Here is a 15,490-nt window from a genome sequence, read left to right as displayed (position 1 = left end):
GTGGAGGCGCAGCCGGATCAATGAAATCAAGGAGGTACGTCGTGGTAGCACGGCTAATGGGCGCGCTCGTCGCGCTCTTGATTCTGCCCGGCCTGGCGCTGGCGCACGGGCCCACCCGCCAGAAGGTGACCGAAACCATCGAGGTCAACGCGGCCCCGGCCAAGGTCTGGGAGCGGATCAAGGAATTCAACGACATGTCCTGGCACCCCGACGTCGCCAAGACCGAGGGCGCCGGCGGCAATGCCGTCGAGACCGCGCGCCTCGTCACGCTGAAGAGCGGCGGCGAGCTGGCGGAGTCGCTCTACAAGTACGACGCGGCCAAGATGATGTATGCGACGCTGCTGCCGCACGTCGACGTCAAGGTGCTGCCGGTCACCAACTATTCCTCCTACCTCACCGTGAAGCCCGGCAAGACGCCGGAAACCTCGACGGTCGAGTGGCGTGCCGCCTTCTACCGCGGCGACCCCAACGGCAATCCGCCGCCGGACCTCAACGATGCCGCCGCGATCAAGGCGGTCTCCGAGTTCGCGCAGAAGGGGCTCGGCGGCATCAAGCAGGCGGCCGAAAAGGGCTCCTGACATGAGGCGATCGGCTCTCGCCGCGCTGGCTCTCGCCGTCCTGGCGGGGCCAGTGCAAGCGGGGGACACCGCCTTCGTCACCAACCAGTCGAGCGATAATCTCTCGATCGTCGACCTCGAGACGATGGCGGTGACGAAGACCATCCCGATCGGCGGCAAGCCGGCCGGGATCGCGGTGACGAAGGACGGACGCCGGGCCTTCGTCACCTCGCCGGACTCGACCGAGCTCTCGGTGGTCGACACCGGCTCGGGCGAGGTGATCCGGCGCATCAAGCTCGCCGGCGGGCCGCTTGGCATCGCGGTGCATCCCTCGGGCGCGCCGGTCTACGTCGCCGACTGGTACGAACACGAACTCTTCGTCGTCGATCCCGAGACGGGCGAGATCACCGGCCGCGTCGAGGTCGGCCAGTCGCCGTCCGGCGTTGCCGTGTCGGCCGACGGCAAGACCATCGTCACCGCCGACCGCGACTCCAACCAGATCTCGATCATCGATGCGGCGACGCTGACGGTGACGGGAACCGCTGTGGTCGGCGAGCGGCCCTTTGGGGTCAGCTTCTCGGCCGACGGACGGCAAGTCTACACCGCCGATGTCGGCAGCGATTCGGTGACGGTGGTGGATCTCGCAAGCCGCAAGGCGGTCGGCACCGTCAAGGTCGGCCTGCGGCCCTACGTCACCGCCACGGCGAAGGGCAAGGTCTTCGTCACCAACCAGTATGCCGGCACCGTCAGCGTCTTCAATGCGGCGACTTTGGCGGTGGTGAAGACGATCGAGGTCGGGGAATATCCGGAAGGGATCGAGGCCGGCAGCGGCGAGGATTTCGTCTACGTCGCCAACTGGTTCGACAATCTCCTGATGAAGATCGACACGGCGACCCTTGCCGTCATCGGCGAGGTCGAGGTCGGCGACGGACCGCGCGCTTTCGGCCAGTTCATCCGGCGGGAAAAGTAGGCCGTTGCAGGGGCCGTGGGCCACCGTGACATCCTGCCGGGCTGCTTAAGCTGCCGCATCGAAGAGTTCAGAGGCTGGGAGGCCAACATGACGCGATTTCAACGACCAGGGTTCGCCGCGCTGGCACTTTTGATGTCGGCCGGGCTGGCATCGGCCCAGACGGCGGCGGGCGCGAAGACGGCGGCACCGATCCTGCCGTCGAACGACTACCCGACGGTCGCCACCGCGGACTACGTCTTCGGCTGCATGCAGGCCAACGGCAACACGCCGCAATCGCTGCAGCGCTGTTCCTGCTCCTTCGACGTCGTCGCCTCGATCGTGCCTTATGACGAGTATGTCGAGGCGTCGACCTATCTCTCGATGGGGCAGGTGTCCGGCGAGAAGGGCGTGCTGTTCAAGACCGGCGTCGAGTCCAAGCGGGTGATCGGCGACCTCCGGCGCGCCCAGGCCGAAGCGGAGATCCGCTGCTTCGAGTGAGCGGGAGGGTGGGTTGTTTTGACGCGGAGTGTCGGGCAACCGGAGAGGAATGGACCTTGACGAAACCAATGGTTTCGCTGGGATCAAGTCCGGGATGACGAGACTGATGAGACGCAGTTTTGCTTTCAGTCCGGCGACAAGCCAAGTCGGTGCACCGGTCGACCCTCTCCGATACTCTGGAGAGCGTATGCCCGCCCTTGCCTCGCTTACGAACTGCCGGCCAGAAACGTCTTCTCGAACACGGCGCCTTCGGTGTCCGTCGCCTTGGCGGTGAAGGTGGCATCGGCGCCGCCGGTGTAGTCGAAGCGGAAGTTCGGGTCTTCCGAGATCGAGATGCCGCCGGACATCGAGAACACCAGGGCGTCGCCGCGCTTGACCGTGAGGTCGGAGACGAAGTGCGCGGGGATGTAGAGCAGCGTCACCTGGTCCTTCTGCAGGCCGGAATTGTTGGGGTGGCGGATCATCAGCTGTGCCACGTCGCGGCCGGCATTCGGGCCTTCCTCGGCGCCGAGTCGCCTCAGCCGCATCTCGCCGAGGCTTTTCGCCGCCGCCGCGGCGTCCTTGGCCGCCGGGGCCGCACAGCCGCCCGCGGCCTTCACGAAGCGCTTGACCATGTAGAGCGTGCCGTCGTCGGCCTCGGCGACCGCGTGGATGTCGGTATAGGCGTTGACGCGCACGCGCGTCTCCAGCGTCGTCAGCCCAGACTGGTCGCCGAAGGTGAAGGTGGCCGCGACCGGCGAGGGGTTCTCGTCGATCACCAAGGTGAGCTTGCGGATGTTCTTGGCGGGATCGACGACCAGCTTGATGGGGACGAGGGCGGGATCGGCGGCGCGGGACGGCGCCTCCAGCGTTACGATGCCGGTGCCGTCGAGCATCGGCTTGTCGTCGAACACGTCGGTGACGAGGCTCGGCCAGGACGATTGCGCCGAGGCTGCAGCTTCCTCCGGTGTCGGGGCGGATCCGGCGAGGGCGATTGGCGCCGTGGCCGACAGCAGCGCGGCGGTAAGGCTAACGGACAAAAGAATGCGGCGTGGCCGGAGCGTGCCGGCACAGCGTTGCGGACGGATCATGACAACCTCCCAGTCGGCGCTGTCCGCGTGTGCCCACCGCGGTTTTTCTGGATCGCCTGGACCAAGTGTGCCGCTGGCGGCCGGAAAGCTCAAGCGTGGTGGGGTCTTATGGTGACCATCAGCGGGCACATTGGCGTGAGGTCGCCACCGGTCGGCATCCTCAAGATCGTCCAGATTCGCCGCCAGGCGACCATTCCCCATCATCTCAGCGGATGGCCGGGCCGACGTCGGTGTCGCCGGATCCGCTAACGAGGGGACCTCGCAAAGGCTGCCAGGAAGGGTGAACGAGGGCTGCGTCCCCGTGCCGCAAGCGATCACCTAGTCCTTTGGTCGCGCATGAGCGGAGACGACGCTGTTGACGCAATCGTCAACCGGCCGCGAGGGGAAGCCAGATAATTAAAAGGGAATCTTATCACCGCCAGAGTTTCCGCAGGACTACCGAGAACGCGAAAGTCGTTGGCGACAAATTGGGCTGATCGCACAAGCTTTAGCCAGCAGCCAGAGCAGTAGACACGCTCGCTAAAACTTTGGAAAAATTAGGCAAAGCCAGCGAAAATTGTCAGTTTTTGCCGGGCAGCTTCGCGGCTATTCAAAATATGTAACAGGTGAGTGCAAGCATAGACTGGGGATGCCGGAGTATCGCCAACTGAATTTAGTGCGATGCAACAGATCTATGCTGCAATGCACGCAATAATTCTTGGTTTGCGAGCTTGCGTAGCCGTCATCTTCAGCCTAGCGTGAACCATGGTTTCCGGCTTCAAGGTCGGCGTGTTGGGAGCATGCCGAATCTCGAAGGCCACGGTAGGGCAAGATCAACGGTGCCCACCAAGACCCCTATTGGCGGTCGTGACACGCTGCCGGGAACCTTCCCCCATATACGATGTGAGCGGTCGCACGCGGACATTTCCGTTCGCGGGAGCCGAACGGGTGATGTTCCTTGGGAGGAATCTGATGCTGAAGATGATGACGAAGGCGGCGCTGGCGACAAGCCTGCTGATCGGTCTGGGAACCGCAACGGTCTATGCCAACGAAGCTTTGTCCGAGCTGGCGAAGAATCCCGCCGACTGGACGATGCCGACCGGCGACTACGCCAACACACGCTACTCCGCGCTCGACAAGATCAACAAGTCCAACGTCAAGGAACTCGTCCCGGCTTGGACCTTCTCGACCGGCGTGCTGCGCGGCCATGAGGGCAACCCGCTCGTCATCGGCACCACGATGTATGTCCACACGCCTTTCCCGAATATCGTCTACGCGCTCGACCTGAAGGATAACGGGTCGATCAAGTGGAAGTATGAGCCGACCCAGGACCCGAACGTCATCCCCGTCATGTGCTGCGACACCGTGAACCGCGGTGTGGCCTTCGCCCCCGGCGCTGACGGCAAGCCGGGCACGGTGATCCTTCACCAGGCCGACACCAGCGTCGTGGCGCTCAACGCCGATACCGGCGAAGTGCTGTGGAATATAAAGAACGGCGACAGCACCAAGGGCGAGACCGGCACGGCCGCGCCGATGGTCGTCAAGGACAAGGTGCTGATCGGCATCTCCGGCGGCGAGTTCGGCGTGCGCGGTTCTATCACCGCCTACAACCTCAAGGACGGCAGCAAGGCCTGGCGGGCTTATTCGACCGGCCCGGACGCCGAAATGCTGTTCGACCCGGCCAAGACGACCTCGCTCGGCAAGCCGGTTGGCGCTGACTCGTCGCTGAAAAGCTGGGAAGGCGACCAGTGGCAGATCGGTGGCGGCACCACCTGGGGCTGGTATTCCTACGATCCTGAGCTGAACCTCGTCTACTACGGCACCGGCAACCCCTCGACCTGGAACCCCTCGCAGCGTCCGGGCGACAACAAGTGGTCGATGACCATCATGGCGCGCGATGCCGACACGGGTGTCGCCAAGTGGGTCTACCAGATGACCCCGCATGACGAGTGGGATTTCGACGGCATCAACGAGATGATCCTGGCCGACATCGACGTCGGTGGGCAGCCCCGCAAGGTGCTGACGCATTTCGACCGCAACGGCTTCGCCTACACCCTGGACCGCGCGACCGGCGAGCTGCTCGTTGCCAAGAAGTACGATCCGGCGGTGAACTGGGCGACCGAAGTCGTCATGGACAAGAACTCGGAGCAGTACGGCCGGCCGCAGGTGGTCGCGCAGTATTCGACCGAGCAGAACGGCGAAGACGTGAACTCGACGGGCATCTGCCCGGCGGCGCTCGGCACCAAGGACCAGCAGCCAGCGGCCTACTCGCCGAAGACCAAGCTGTTCTACGTGCCGACCAACCACGTCTGCATGGACTACGAGCCGTTCCGTGTCGCCTACACTGCTGGTCAGCCCTATGTCGGCGCGACGTTGTCGATGTATCCGGCCCCGAACAGCCATGGTGGCATGGGCAACTTCATCGCCTGGGACGCCGGCAAGGGTGAGATCGTCTGGTCGCTGCCCGAGCAGTTCTCGGTCTGGTCGGGTGCTCTCGCCACCGCGGGTGACATTGTCTTCTACGGCACCCTCGAGGGCTACCTGAAGGCGGTCGACTCGACCACCGGCGAGGAACTCTACAAGTTCAAGACCCCGTCGGGCATCATCGCCAACGTGATGACCTACGAGACGGACGGCCAGCAGTACGTCGGCGTGCTCTCGGGCATTGGCGGCTGGGCGGGCATCGGCCTCGCAGCCGGCCTGACTGATCCGAACGCCGGTCTCGGTGCCGTCGGTGGCTATGCCGCGCTGTCGAAGTACACTGCGCTCGGCGGCCAGCTGACGGTCTTCACCGTGCCGAACCAGACGGCCACGAAGTAGACCTCGACTCCTCCCTCAGGCCCGCCGTCCTCCACGGCGGGCCAACCGGCCCTGCACCCGACGAGCGGCCCAGGTCGTTCGCCGGGTTTTTCATGTCTTCGGCCCGTTAGATTGCGGTGCTGCAAACTGTCGCAAGGAGGAATGCGTGCGCATTAAAGACTTGCGTTCGATCATTTCTTCACGTGCTCTTTAGGAAATTAGCCGACATTTGCGGATGAGCTTGGCAGCCGCCGATCGTTACAGGCGAAAAAGGTTTCAGTATCACAGCGTCGACCGGTTCGGTCGGTTCTTCGTACCCCGATATCCATGAGGTTAAGATGACTCGACAGCTTCTCGCGCTTGCAGGCAACCTGGTTCTGTCCACCGCCATGCTGACCACGGCGACCCTGGCCCCCATGTCTACGGCGAGCGCGCAGCAGGCTCCCGCCGAGATCGTGCCGGCAGCCCCCGCCGGCGCGGCCGCCCCCGCACCTGCGGCTCCCGCTGCCGCGGCACCGGCAGCACCGGCAGCAGCACCAGCCCCTGCGGCGGCTGCTCCGGCGGCACCGGCCGCCTCCGCAGCAGCTGCGGCGGCACCGGCGGGCGACGCCGCTGCGGCTGGTGGCGCGATGTCCGCCGACAGCAAAGCGAATGGCACCGCCGCCACCCCCGCCGAAGAAGGAAAATTCGTCGATTCGGCTGGCAATCCCATCTACAGCAAGGCTGCCGACGGCACCTTCGACTACTATGCCTGGCGCGGTTATAAGAAGTATTCCGCCAACTGCATGCAGTGCCACGGGCCCGACGGTCTCGGCTCGTCCTTCGCACCGAACCTGACCGAGCAGCTGCAGCGGATCAACTACTACGATTTCACCGGCATCATCGTGAACGGCCAGCAGAACAAGTGGCATCCGGTCAATTCGATCATGCCGGCTTGGGGTGAGGACCTCAACGTGATGTGCTTCCTCGATGGCATCTACGTCTATCTCAGAGGCCGGGCGGACGGCGCGATCGGGCGCGGTGAGCCCAAGAAGCCGAAGGTCAACAAGGAAGCGCAGGCGGCTGAAAACGCCTGCCTCGGCTTCTGACGATGGCCTCCCGCTTCGTCATTCTCGGCGGTGCCCTGATGCTCGCCTTGACGGCGACGGCGGGAGCACAGGACCGGGAGTTCGGTGGATCCATCGAACTCGTCGATCCCAACGTGCTGCGGGTCTGTGCCGACCCCAGCAACCTTCCGTTTTCCAACGAGAAGAACGAGGGTTTCGAGAACAGCCTTGCGACGTTCGTCGCCGAGAAGCTCGGCCGAAAATCGGTCGCCTACAGCTTCTTTCCGCAGGCGACCGGCTTCGTGCGGATGACGCTCGGCGTCAATGCCTGCGACGTCATCATGAGCTATCCGCAAGGCGACGAATTGGTGCAGAACACCAATGCCTATTACCGCACCGCCTATTCGCTGGTGGTGGCGAAAGGCGGGCCGCTCGACGGGGTCGACGTGATCGAGGATCCCCGCCTAAAGGGCAAGGTGATTGGCGTCGTCGCCGGCACGCCGCCGGGCACCTACATGGCCCGCGCCGGCCTCATCGGCAAGGCGCGGGGCTATCAGCTGATGGTCGACACGCGATACGACAACTCGGCGCAGAAGATGATCGACGATCTCGACAAGGGCGAGATCGATGCGGCTATCCTATGGGGCCCGCAAGCCGGCTTCTACGCCCGCAAGTCGGATAAGGACTACACCGTCACGCCGCTGGTCAAGGAGCCGAAAGGCGGCCCGGCGATGACCTTCCGGATCACAATGGGTGTGCGGGTCTCCGACCAGGAATGGAAGCGGACGCTGAACAACTTGATTCGCGACAACCAGGACGCCATCAACGAGATCCTGATCTCCTTCGGCGTGCCGCTGCTCGATGAGCAGAACCGGCCGATCGTCTCGAAAAAGGGCGGCTGATGCGGGGGCTGCGCTGGATCCTGGCGGTCTCGGCGGTCTCCGCCGGGATCAGTTCGGCACTACCGGCGCGGGCCGATGAGCCCGCCTCTACTGCAGTCGCGCCCGCTGTCGCTGTTACAGACGCTGCCGGTACCGCCGTCGCCGAGCCGGCTGGCTACCGGATGGACGATTACCGCTCGCCGACCCCGGCCTCGCTGAAGGGGGCCGACGTCGTCGACACGGCGGCCGTGAAGCGGCTGTTCGAGGCCAAGGCCGCTGCTTTCATCGACGTTCTGCCGCGGGCGCCGAAGCCGAAGGGGCTGCCGGTGGGGACCGTCTGGCATCCCAAACCCCGCGCCGATATTCCAAGTTCCATCTGGCTGGTCGATACCGGCTACGGCGCCTTGCCGCCGGAGATGCAGGCCTATTTCGAGGCGGGGCTCGCGCGTGCGACGGGCGGCGACAAGGCCAAGCCCGTGGTGTTCTACTGCCTCCGCGACTGCTGGATGAGCTGGAACGCCGCCAAGCGCGCTGTCGCTAGCGGCTACAGCGCAGTGTCCTGGTATCCGGACGGCACTGACGGCTGGAGCGAGGCAGGCCTTCCGCTGGAGCGGAGAGAGCCGGAGAAGCGGCCGGACGAGTAGTGCGCTGGGCGCTTACTCCAGCGCGACTTGCCGCGACCTTTCAGCTTCGTCATCCCGGACTTGATCCGGGATCCATTCCTCAGCACGTCCGCTTTGGTCCATCTCAGAACATAAGGGAAGGTCACCCCTTACCCCGCTTGTTCGGCGATTTGGAATGGATCCCTCGCGAAACCAAGGGTTTCGCGGCGGTCAAGCCCGGGATGACGACCGTGATAGGTTCGTCGCGAAATGACGAGTTCCCAATGATTGGACGTCGGCCCGAGAGTCGATGTCGTTTCACGGAAAATCCAACGCGACACCGGCGTCCCTGCCACATCCTACCTTACAGCGCGCCGCTCATCGCCCGGCCGAGCGCGAACAGGCGTTGTTCGATCAGCGTCGGGACCTCGCAGACATAGGTCAGTGATCGCCGGCGCTCCTCGAAGACGCGGGTATCCCAGAGGATCGCCTGCTGGGCATCGGCAGCCTTGGCATCGCCCTTGGTGCGGAGGTCGCTGAGGGCAGCGTTTTCCTGCCGCAGCTTGTCGGCCAGCGCCTGCTGGTGCGCGCCGTAGCGCTCGATGCCGCGCATGATCTGGCTGCGCTCGTCGTTCATCAGTTTGAGCAGTTCGGAAAAGGCCGCGGATGCAGCGGGCGCCCGCTGGTCGGCCGGCAAGGCTTTGACGAAATCGACGGCGGTCTTTTCGGCCTCCTGCAGGGGCAAGCGGCGCGCGGCGACGGTGGCGACGAGCTGGCGCATGGCGTCGGTGCGCGGCACGTCCGCGGCCGCTTCGAGCGGCGGTCCCGGCCAGACCTGGCCGGCGTCGACATGGTCGACCTTGCGCTGGACGCAAGGCCATTGGTGCCGGCTGCCGGTACCGGTGCCGAGGATCTGGGTCGTGCCCGCGCTCGGCAGGACGAAGCTCTGCGTTGCCACATTGCTGCCGGAGGAGCTGGGGACGGCGCCGGGCGACACCACGGCGCCGGCGGTCGTCCCCGGCGTAGGGGTCGGCACGGCAGCGCCGGGGGCCGTCGCGCCGGGGGCGGGGGGTGTGCCGGCGGGGGCATTGGTCGGGGCGGGGCCGGGCAGCACGAAGCCTTTCGGGATTTCGCGCGGTGCCGGAGCCTGCGCCCGTGCGGGACTTGTCCACGCCGTGCCGGCAAGGCCTGTGCCGGTCAGGGCGATGAGGCAGGCGGCCATTGCCGCTGTCCTGGTGTTCGCCATGTCATCCCTCCCAAGATGCTTTTGGTCTGTCTTGTCTGTCTATCAGCCTGGCCTAGGCTGGCGGGCAGAAGGTAGGTGCAGTGCCGGTCGGTCCGTGCCGCTACTGCCGCTTGCGTCCGATCAGGCCACGGGCCGGGTCGTAGGCGAGGATCGCCCCGCCGAGGAACAGCGCCGTGCATCCCGAAACGATGCCGAAGGCCATCCAGTTCATCTGGCCGTAGAGCGCGAAGCGGATCAGCTCGACGGCGTGGGTGAACGGGTTGGCCTGGCAGAGCCGGTAGAGCGCGGGGCTGGATTCGAGGATTCGCCAGAGCGGATAGAGCGCCGAAGAGGCGAAATACATCGGGAAGATCACGAAGTTCATGACCCCCGCAAAGTTCTCCAGCTGGTGCACCAGCGAGGACAGCAGCATGCCGAGCGCGCCGAGCATCAGCCCGGACAGGATCAGCGCGGGAAAGACTGTGAGATAGCCGATTGCCGGCGGGCGCACTTCCCAGAACCAGGCGATGGCGAAGAAGACGTAGACTTGGACGATCGACACCGCGACGCCGGCGAGGAGCTTCGACACCAGGAGGAACCAGCGCGGCAGCGGGCTCACCAGCAGCGTCTTCATTGAGCCGGTCTCGCGGTCGTAGACCATGGAGAGCGAGGACTGCATGCCGTTGAAGAGCTGGATCATGCCGATCAGCCCCGGCGTGATGTAGACCTCGTAGAGGATGTAGGTCTGGTAGGGCGCAACGATCGAGACGCCGAGCACCTGGCGAAAGCCGGCGGCGAAGATGAACAGCCAGAGCAGCGGGCGCACCAGCGCCGAGATGAAGCGCTCGCGCTGGTGCAGGAAGCGCAAGGCTTCGCGCCAGACGATCCCGGCAAAGCAGATGGCGTACTGCCCGGCGGTGAAGCCGTCGCGGCCCGTGTCCGCGGCCTCGGCGCGCTCGGCGATGGTGCTCATGTCTGGAACTCCGGGGCGGTCGCGCCATCGAGACGGACGAGGCCGGTGAGGCTGGCGAAGGCATCGCGCACGGTCGACGCGCCCTGTTCCTCGACGATATCGGCGACGTTCCCTTCCGCCAGCACCTTGCCGTGGTGGAGCACGACGACGCGGTCGCTCTCCTCGATCTCGTCGATGAGGTGCGTCGCCCAGAGCACGCTGACGCCCTCCTGGCGCACCAGCCGCCGCACTTCCGCGACGATCTCGGCCCGGCTGCCGATGTCGAGGCCGACGGTCGGCTCGTCGAGGAGGATCAGGCGGGGGGAGTGCATAAAGGCGCGGACGATCTCGACCCGGCGCAGCTGGCCGCCCGACAGGGTGCGGGCCTTGTCGCCGAGCCGGTCGGCGAGATCGCTGCCGGCGAGGATCTCGGCGGTGCGGGCGCGCGCGACCTTGGCCGGCAGGCCGTGCAGAGCGGCGTGGTAGGCGAGGTTCTGGCGGATGGAGAGATCGAGGTCGAGCGTGCGGGCCTGGAAGACGACGCCGAGACGGCGCAAGGCCTCGCCGGGCTGGCCGGCGAGCGATCGTCCGAGGATCGAGATCTCGCCCTTTTGCGTGTTGTAGAGCCGGGTGATCAGCGAGAACAGCGTCGACTTGCCGGCGCCGTTCGGGCCGAGCAGCGCGGTGAAGCTGCCCTGCGGCACGCGAAACGACACGTCGCCGAGCGCCAACCGGCTCCCGTAGGAGTGGCTGACGCCGACGACGTCGAGGGCAGGTGCCCCTTGCACCGCGGTGCCGGGCCTGTCGCGCGAATCGATGAAACCCATGCTTCCCCTTGTGGTGCCGATCGCGGTGGCGGGCCGACGCTGGGCGCCGGCTCCGCTTGTGAACCTAGGGCATTTCTGCCGCGGGGTGACTCCATCGCGGAAGGCCCCCCAGCCGCCGCGCACGAAGGTCGTGGATCAGGGGATGACGGTGATCGTGCCTTGCATGTCCTGCGCCCCTTCGAGGCCCTCGATATGCCATTCGTAGTCGCCGGGGCGGATGGTGGTGAACTGGATGGCGATGGTGCCCTTGTCGTCATATTCCAGCCAGGCGGGCGGGCCGGCCATGTGGACCTCGAGATCCGAGATGACGATCTGGTTGAACCAGACGTTGCGGAAGAAGTCGTTGGCGTGGAACTTGTATTCGAGATCGCCGGCGGAGGTGATTTTCCAGCGATATCCCTGGCCCGACCGCAGCACGAAATGCTTGTGGTTGGTGACGAAGGGCTTGTCGGCGGAGCCGAGGATCATCTCGGGAATGTCCTGGCTGGACTTCGAGACCTCGGGCAGGCCGAGCTGCTTGGCGTTGAGGGCGCTGGCCGGCATGCCCTTGCCCGGCTTCTCGGTCGGGGCCATCGGCGAGGCCTTGGCGGCTTCCGCGGGGGCGGCGGCATCGTCGTCGCCGTCATCGTCGTCGTCGGCCTGGGCGAGCGGCATCTTGCCGCCGCCGGCATGGGCCGTCTCCGCATGGGCCAGGGACATCGGCGCGAAGGCGAGCGAGGCCGCGATCAGCGACAGCCAGACTGGTTTCATCAAAAATTCCTCCCGTGTCATGGTTCTTGGGTCCGCCGCTCTGCGTCGGCGTGCCTTGGCAAAGGCCGAAAGCTTTTGGCCTCAGGGTGCCTTTACGTCGGCGATGGCAACGCCCCAGGGCTGCTGGCCGACCTGCACCGACTTGATCACCTCGTCGCTCTCGACGTCGACGACCGAGATGTCGTTGGAGATGCCGTTGGTGGTGTAGAGATATTTGTCGTCCGGGGAGAAGGCGAGCTGCCAGACCCGCTGGCCGACGAGGAGGTAGTCGGTGACCGCGTAGGTCTTGGTGTCGACCACGGCGACGCGGTTGGCGGGCCCGAGCGCGACATAGGCCTTGCTGCCGTCCTTGGTGATGCGCACGCCGACCGGCTGGATCGATTCGGAATTGATGCCGGGGATGGCGAAGGTGATCTTGTGGGTGATCTCCTTGGTGGCGTTGTCGATAACGCTGACCGTGCCGCCGATCTCGGCCGAGACCCAGATCTCCGATCCGTCATGCTTGTACTGGGCGAAACGCGGGCGGGAATCGACCAGGACGTTGGCGACGATCTGCTGGCTCTCCCGGTCGATGAAATGCGCCATGCTGGTGGTTTCGGACGTGTTGACGATGGTGTTGCCGTCCGGCGAGATGCCCATGCCCTCCGGCTCGACGCCGACCGGGATCTCGACGACGCGCGTGCCGTCCTCGAGGTTGATCACGGTGACGAGGTTGTCGTCCTCGTTGGCGACATACATGCGCGAGCCGTCGGGCGAGGCGACCATCAGCTCAGGATCGGGGCCCGATGGGAGGGTGCCGATCTTCTCGTAGGTCGTGGTGTCGTAGATCTCGATCGTGTCGTCGTCGCTGGCGCAGACGTAGACCTTCTTGCCGTCCGGGCTGGTGACGATGCCGCGCGGCCGCTGGCCGGCTTTGATGGTGTGGATGATCTCGTTGGTCTCGCCGTCGAGCACGGTGACGTCGTTGCCTTTTTCGTTCGAGACGAAGACCTTGTAGGCGAAGGCGGGCGATGCCGACATCAGAAGCGTGGCGGCAAACGCCGCAGCGGTGAAAGTCCTCATCATTCCTCCCGTCGGCCCCGTTCGGAGCGCGTTGCCGGGGTTTTCCCCCGGCTCTTCCTTCAGGCTTTCGCCTCCCGGCAATCGTCGGTGCGATCGCCCTTGAGGGCAAGCGCAAAGACCGCCGCTCGCCTAGTCTATTCGTCGCGGGTCGCTCCCGGTCCCCCCGGCAGATGTCGCACGGGCAGAAACGGCCGCACCCGAAAGCTTGCAAGGCCCGAATCTCTCCCGGGCTCCGGCTCCTTGGGAAAGACCGGAGCCACGGGAGTGTTCACGAGATGCCTTCCGACGGGTGATCGCCTTGGGAGAGCGAGAACGGAAGCCTGCCTTGCAACACGACGCTAGCGAGGACCTGCCCGGCGCGCCATGGGACAAGTTCCCGTTGGCGGTGGACGGGGGCGTTCGGCCTTGGGCCGGGATGTTGAGAATGACATCGAGATCCGAGATGCCGCGGCTAGCGTTTCGTTCGGCCAGAGTTGGAAGACGGCGAGGTTGGGTGGTTTCCGGACCGTCCGCTTCGGGGGCGTACTTTAGGTGAGCGGTCATCCAGTCGGGTACCTTGCTATCATCCTTGTGAAGATAGAACCTCTGTCCAGCATCGCATCGAGGTTCGGCTCAAGGTGAATGGCGCAATCAGTCGGCGGTGACCTTAGCATCAAATAATTCTCGAGAGTTCCGGAAGCTGTCTGCGTTCGCGACGATCCAAGTCCACATGGGCACCATCCGAACCAGCAGCTCCAAACCGCGCTTGGACAGTTCGTACTCGACCGCGGCGGGTTCTGCCCGAAGTCGGTTCGGATCACTAGGCCGTCACGCTCCAATGAGCGTAGCGTGCGCGTCAGCATGCGCTGTGTAACACCGTGCATGCGCCGCTTGATCTCCGCATGACGAAGCCGCCCGTAGACACCAAGGGTGTGGATGACACCCAGAGACCAGCGGTTTCCAGCATGGGCCAACACCTCGCGGCGCACCCCGTCGTCGTCTTCCCGCAACCCGTCGCAGACGGTTTGGGAGTATTGAAGGACGTCTTCTCTGCTCAAGATTTGGTTCACAGGATCACGCGTGTACCTTCTTTCGAACTCGTTTGGGCAATGCCAGATGACGGCGAACGTCAACGACAAACGAGTTAGAACGATGAACGATGCAGTCTCCAACGTGAAGTCACGCAGCATCCTCGTGCTGGGCGCCGGCGAGCTTGGCATGCCCGTCCTGCTGAACTTGGCGCGGCGCGCCAAGGGCATCGACGGGGCCAGGATCAGCGTGTTGCTGCGAGCAAGTGCCGTCGAGTCCGACGCGCCCGCCAAGCAGAGCGATGTCGCCGCGATCCGCGATGCGGGCATCGAGATCGTCGTCGGCGACCTCGTGAACAGCTCGATCGATGAACTGGCTTTGGTGTTCTCGCGCTACGACACGGTAATCGGGTGCGCGGGCTATGCCGCTGGGATCAACACGCCGATGAAGCTGGCAAAGGCTGCGTTGCAGTCAGGGATCCCCCGCTACTTCCCGTGGCAGTTCGGCGTCGACTTCGAGGCGATCGGCCGCGGCAGCCCGCAGGACATCTTCGACGCTCAGTTGGACGTTCGTGAGCTCCTGCGGGCGCAGGCCAAGACCGAGTGGGTGATCATCTCGACGGGCATGTTCATGAGCTACCTGTTCGAGCCGGAGTTCGGCGTCGTCGACTTGGAGAAGTCCGAGGTCCGCGCGCTGGGCAGCCTCGACACCGCCGTGACGCTGACGACGCCGGACGACATCGGGAAGCTGACCGCGGATATCGTGTTCTTCGAGCCGACCATCCGCAACGAGGTCGTCTTCCTGGCGGGAGACACGGTGACCTACGCTGAGGTTGCCGGCAAACTGGAGGTGAGCCTGGGCCGTCCCTTCAAGCGCTCCGAGTGGAGCGTGCCGTTCCTGAAGGAAGAGCTGGCGCAGGATCCCACGAACATGATGCGCAAATACCGGGCGGCCTTCGCCATGGGCCGGGGCTACTCCTGGGACAAGGCCGGAACGTTCAACGAGCGTCAGGCCATCCCGGTCACGGACACCGACGCCTGGATCAATGCAAACCTGCGGGGTGCAAAAGACTTCGATTAAGGCGCACCGCCACCCAATTCCTAGAGCTTCCACGTTTCGAACGTGACCGCTTTAGGGAAACGGTGAGAACTTCAAAAACGGCAGTGATGGGTCGAGAACGGCCGCTCGTCATCGTAATGGAGATCGGCTTCCTGTCTGCTAGCTGACTTGGCACAGCCTTACCATTTCGGCGGCCGCTCGGCGAGCGCAAATACTGCCGCCTGAT

At 64.9% G+C, this 15,490-nt stretch carries 15 protein-coding genes; 8 read left to right on the top strand and 7 right to left on the bottom strand.

Going from position 1 to position 15,490, the window contains the following annotated elements:
- Window positions 1-20 precede the first annotated feature (20 nt).
- The 3 genes from ACZLZQ_RS21005 (at window position 21) to ACZLZQ_RS20995 (ending at window position 2,004) form a co-directional block, all read left to right on the top strand.
- The gene (locus ACZLZQ_RS21005) at window positions 21-578 is read left to right on the top strand and encodes an SRPBCC family protein (protein WP_472935947.1); all 558 of its coding nucleotides are present in this window, start codon (window positions 21-23) and stop codon (window positions 576-578) included.
- A gap of 1 nt (window position 579) precedes the next feature.
- Window positions 580-1,527 (top strand): YVTN family beta-propeller repeat protein, encoded by a 948-nt coding sequence (locus ACZLZQ_RS21000; protein ID WP_472951037.1) that lies wholly within the window; start codon window positions 580-582, stop codon window positions 1,525-1,527.
- Between the two features lie 87 nt (window positions 1,528-1,614).
- On the top strand, window positions 1,615-2,004 hold the full coding sequence (locus tag ACZLZQ_RS20995) for a hypothetical protein (protein ID WP_472935949.1): 390 nt from the start codon (window positions 1,615-1,617) through the stop codon (window positions 2,002-2,004).
- 206 nt (window positions 2,005-2,210) lie between these two features.
- Here the strand turns inward: ACZLZQ_RS20995 and ACZLZQ_RS20990 are convergent, their stop codons facing one another.
- Window positions 2,211-3,074, bottom strand: coding sequence for a quinoprotein dehydrogenase-associated SoxYZ-like carrier (locus ACZLZQ_RS20990; protein ID WP_472951036.1), 864 nt, complete (start codon window positions 3,072-3,074; stop codon window positions 2,211-2,213).
- A gap of 951 nt (window positions 3,075-4,025) precedes the next feature.
- On the opposite strand from ACZLZQ_RS20990, the gene ACZLZQ_RS20985 reads away from it, so the two are divergent.
- The 4 genes from ACZLZQ_RS20985 to ACZLZQ_RS20970 all read left to right on the top strand — a co-directional run bounded on the left by ACZLZQ_RS20985 (window position 4,026) and on the right by ACZLZQ_RS20970 (window position 8,423).
- Window positions 4,026-5,873, top strand: coding sequence for a methanol/ethanol family PQQ-dependent dehydrogenase (locus tag ACZLZQ_RS20985; RefSeq protein WP_472935951.1), 1,848 nt, complete (start codon window positions 4,026-4,028; stop codon window positions 5,871-5,873).
- Window positions 5,874-6,190: 317 nt separating this feature from the next.
- Window positions 6,191-6,940: a c-type cytochrome gene (locus tag ACZLZQ_RS20980; protein WP_472951035.1), complete on the top strand. Its 750-nt coding sequence runs from the start codon at window positions 6,191-6,193 to the stop codon at window positions 6,938-6,940.
- A gap of 2 nt (window positions 6,941-6,942) precedes the next feature.
- On the top strand, window positions 6,943-7,800 hold the full coding sequence (locus ACZLZQ_RS20975; RefSeq protein ID WP_472951034.1) for a substrate-binding domain-containing protein: 858 nt from the start codon (window positions 6,943-6,945) through the stop codon (window positions 7,798-7,800).
- A gap of 8 nt (window positions 7,801-7,808) precedes the next feature.
- Complete coding sequence (locus ACZLZQ_RS20970) at window positions 7,809-8,423, top strand: PQQ-dependent catabolism-associated CXXCW motif protein (protein ID WP_472951100.1); 615 nt, start codon at window positions 7,809-7,811, stop codon at window positions 8,421-8,423.
- 322 nt (window positions 8,424-8,745) lie between these two features.
- Here ACZLZQ_RS20970 and ACZLZQ_RS20965 read toward each other — a convergent pair whose 3' ends face one another.
- From ACZLZQ_RS20965 to ACZLZQ_RS20940, 6 genes are all read right to left on the bottom strand, one after another.
- Window positions 8,746-9,627: a hypothetical protein gene (locus ACZLZQ_RS20965; protein WP_472951033.1), complete on the bottom strand. Its 882-nt coding sequence runs from the start codon at window positions 9,625-9,627 to the stop codon at window positions 8,746-8,748.
- A gap of 100 nt (window positions 9,628-9,727) precedes the next feature.
- On the bottom strand, window positions 9,728-10,579 hold the full coding sequence (locus tag ACZLZQ_RS20960) for a lanthanide ABC transporter permease protein PedC (RefSeq protein WP_472951032.1): 852 nt from the start codon (window positions 10,577-10,579) through the stop codon (window positions 9,728-9,730).
- Window positions 10,576-11,385, bottom strand: coding sequence for a lanthanide ABC transporter ATP-binding protein PedB/LutE (locus ACZLZQ_RS20955; protein WP_472951031.1), 810 nt, complete (start codon window positions 11,383-11,385; stop codon window positions 10,576-10,578). The genes ACZLZQ_RS20960 and ACZLZQ_RS20955 overlap by 4 nt, the downstream gene beginning before the upstream one ends.
- Window positions 11,386-11,520: 135 nt before the next feature.
- Entirely contained in the window at window positions 11,521-12,135 is a 615-nt protein-coding gene (locus tag ACZLZQ_RS20950) for a cupredoxin domain-containing protein (protein ID WP_472951030.1), read from the bottom strand.
- An 81-nt stretch (window positions 12,136-12,216) separates the two neighbouring features.
- Complete coding sequence (locus ACZLZQ_RS20945; RefSeq protein ID WP_472951029.1) at window positions 12,217-13,200, bottom strand: PQQ-dependent catabolism-associated beta-propeller protein; 984 nt, start codon at window positions 13,198-13,200, stop codon at window positions 12,217-12,219.
- A 536-nt stretch (window positions 13,201-13,736) separates the two neighbouring features.
- Window positions 13,737-14,366, bottom strand: a complete 630-nt coding sequence (locus tag ACZLZQ_RS20940) for a winged helix-turn-helix transcriptional regulator (RefSeq protein WP_472951028.1) — start codon at window positions 14,364-14,366, stop codon at window positions 13,737-13,739.
- On the opposite strand from ACZLZQ_RS20940, the gene ACZLZQ_RS20935 reads away from it, so the two are divergent.
- Window positions 14,293-15,285, top strand: a complete 993-nt coding sequence (locus ACZLZQ_RS20935) for an aromatic alcohol reductase (protein ID WP_472951027.1) — start codon at window positions 14,293-14,295, stop codon at window positions 15,283-15,285. The genes ACZLZQ_RS20940 and ACZLZQ_RS20935 overlap by 74 nt on opposite strands.
- Window positions 15,286-15,490 lie beyond the last annotated feature (205 nt).

It is taken from the genome of Mesocryomonas lacus (assembly GCF_055730105.2).
This window is presented reverse-complemented; position numbering and strand designations above follow the sequence as displayed.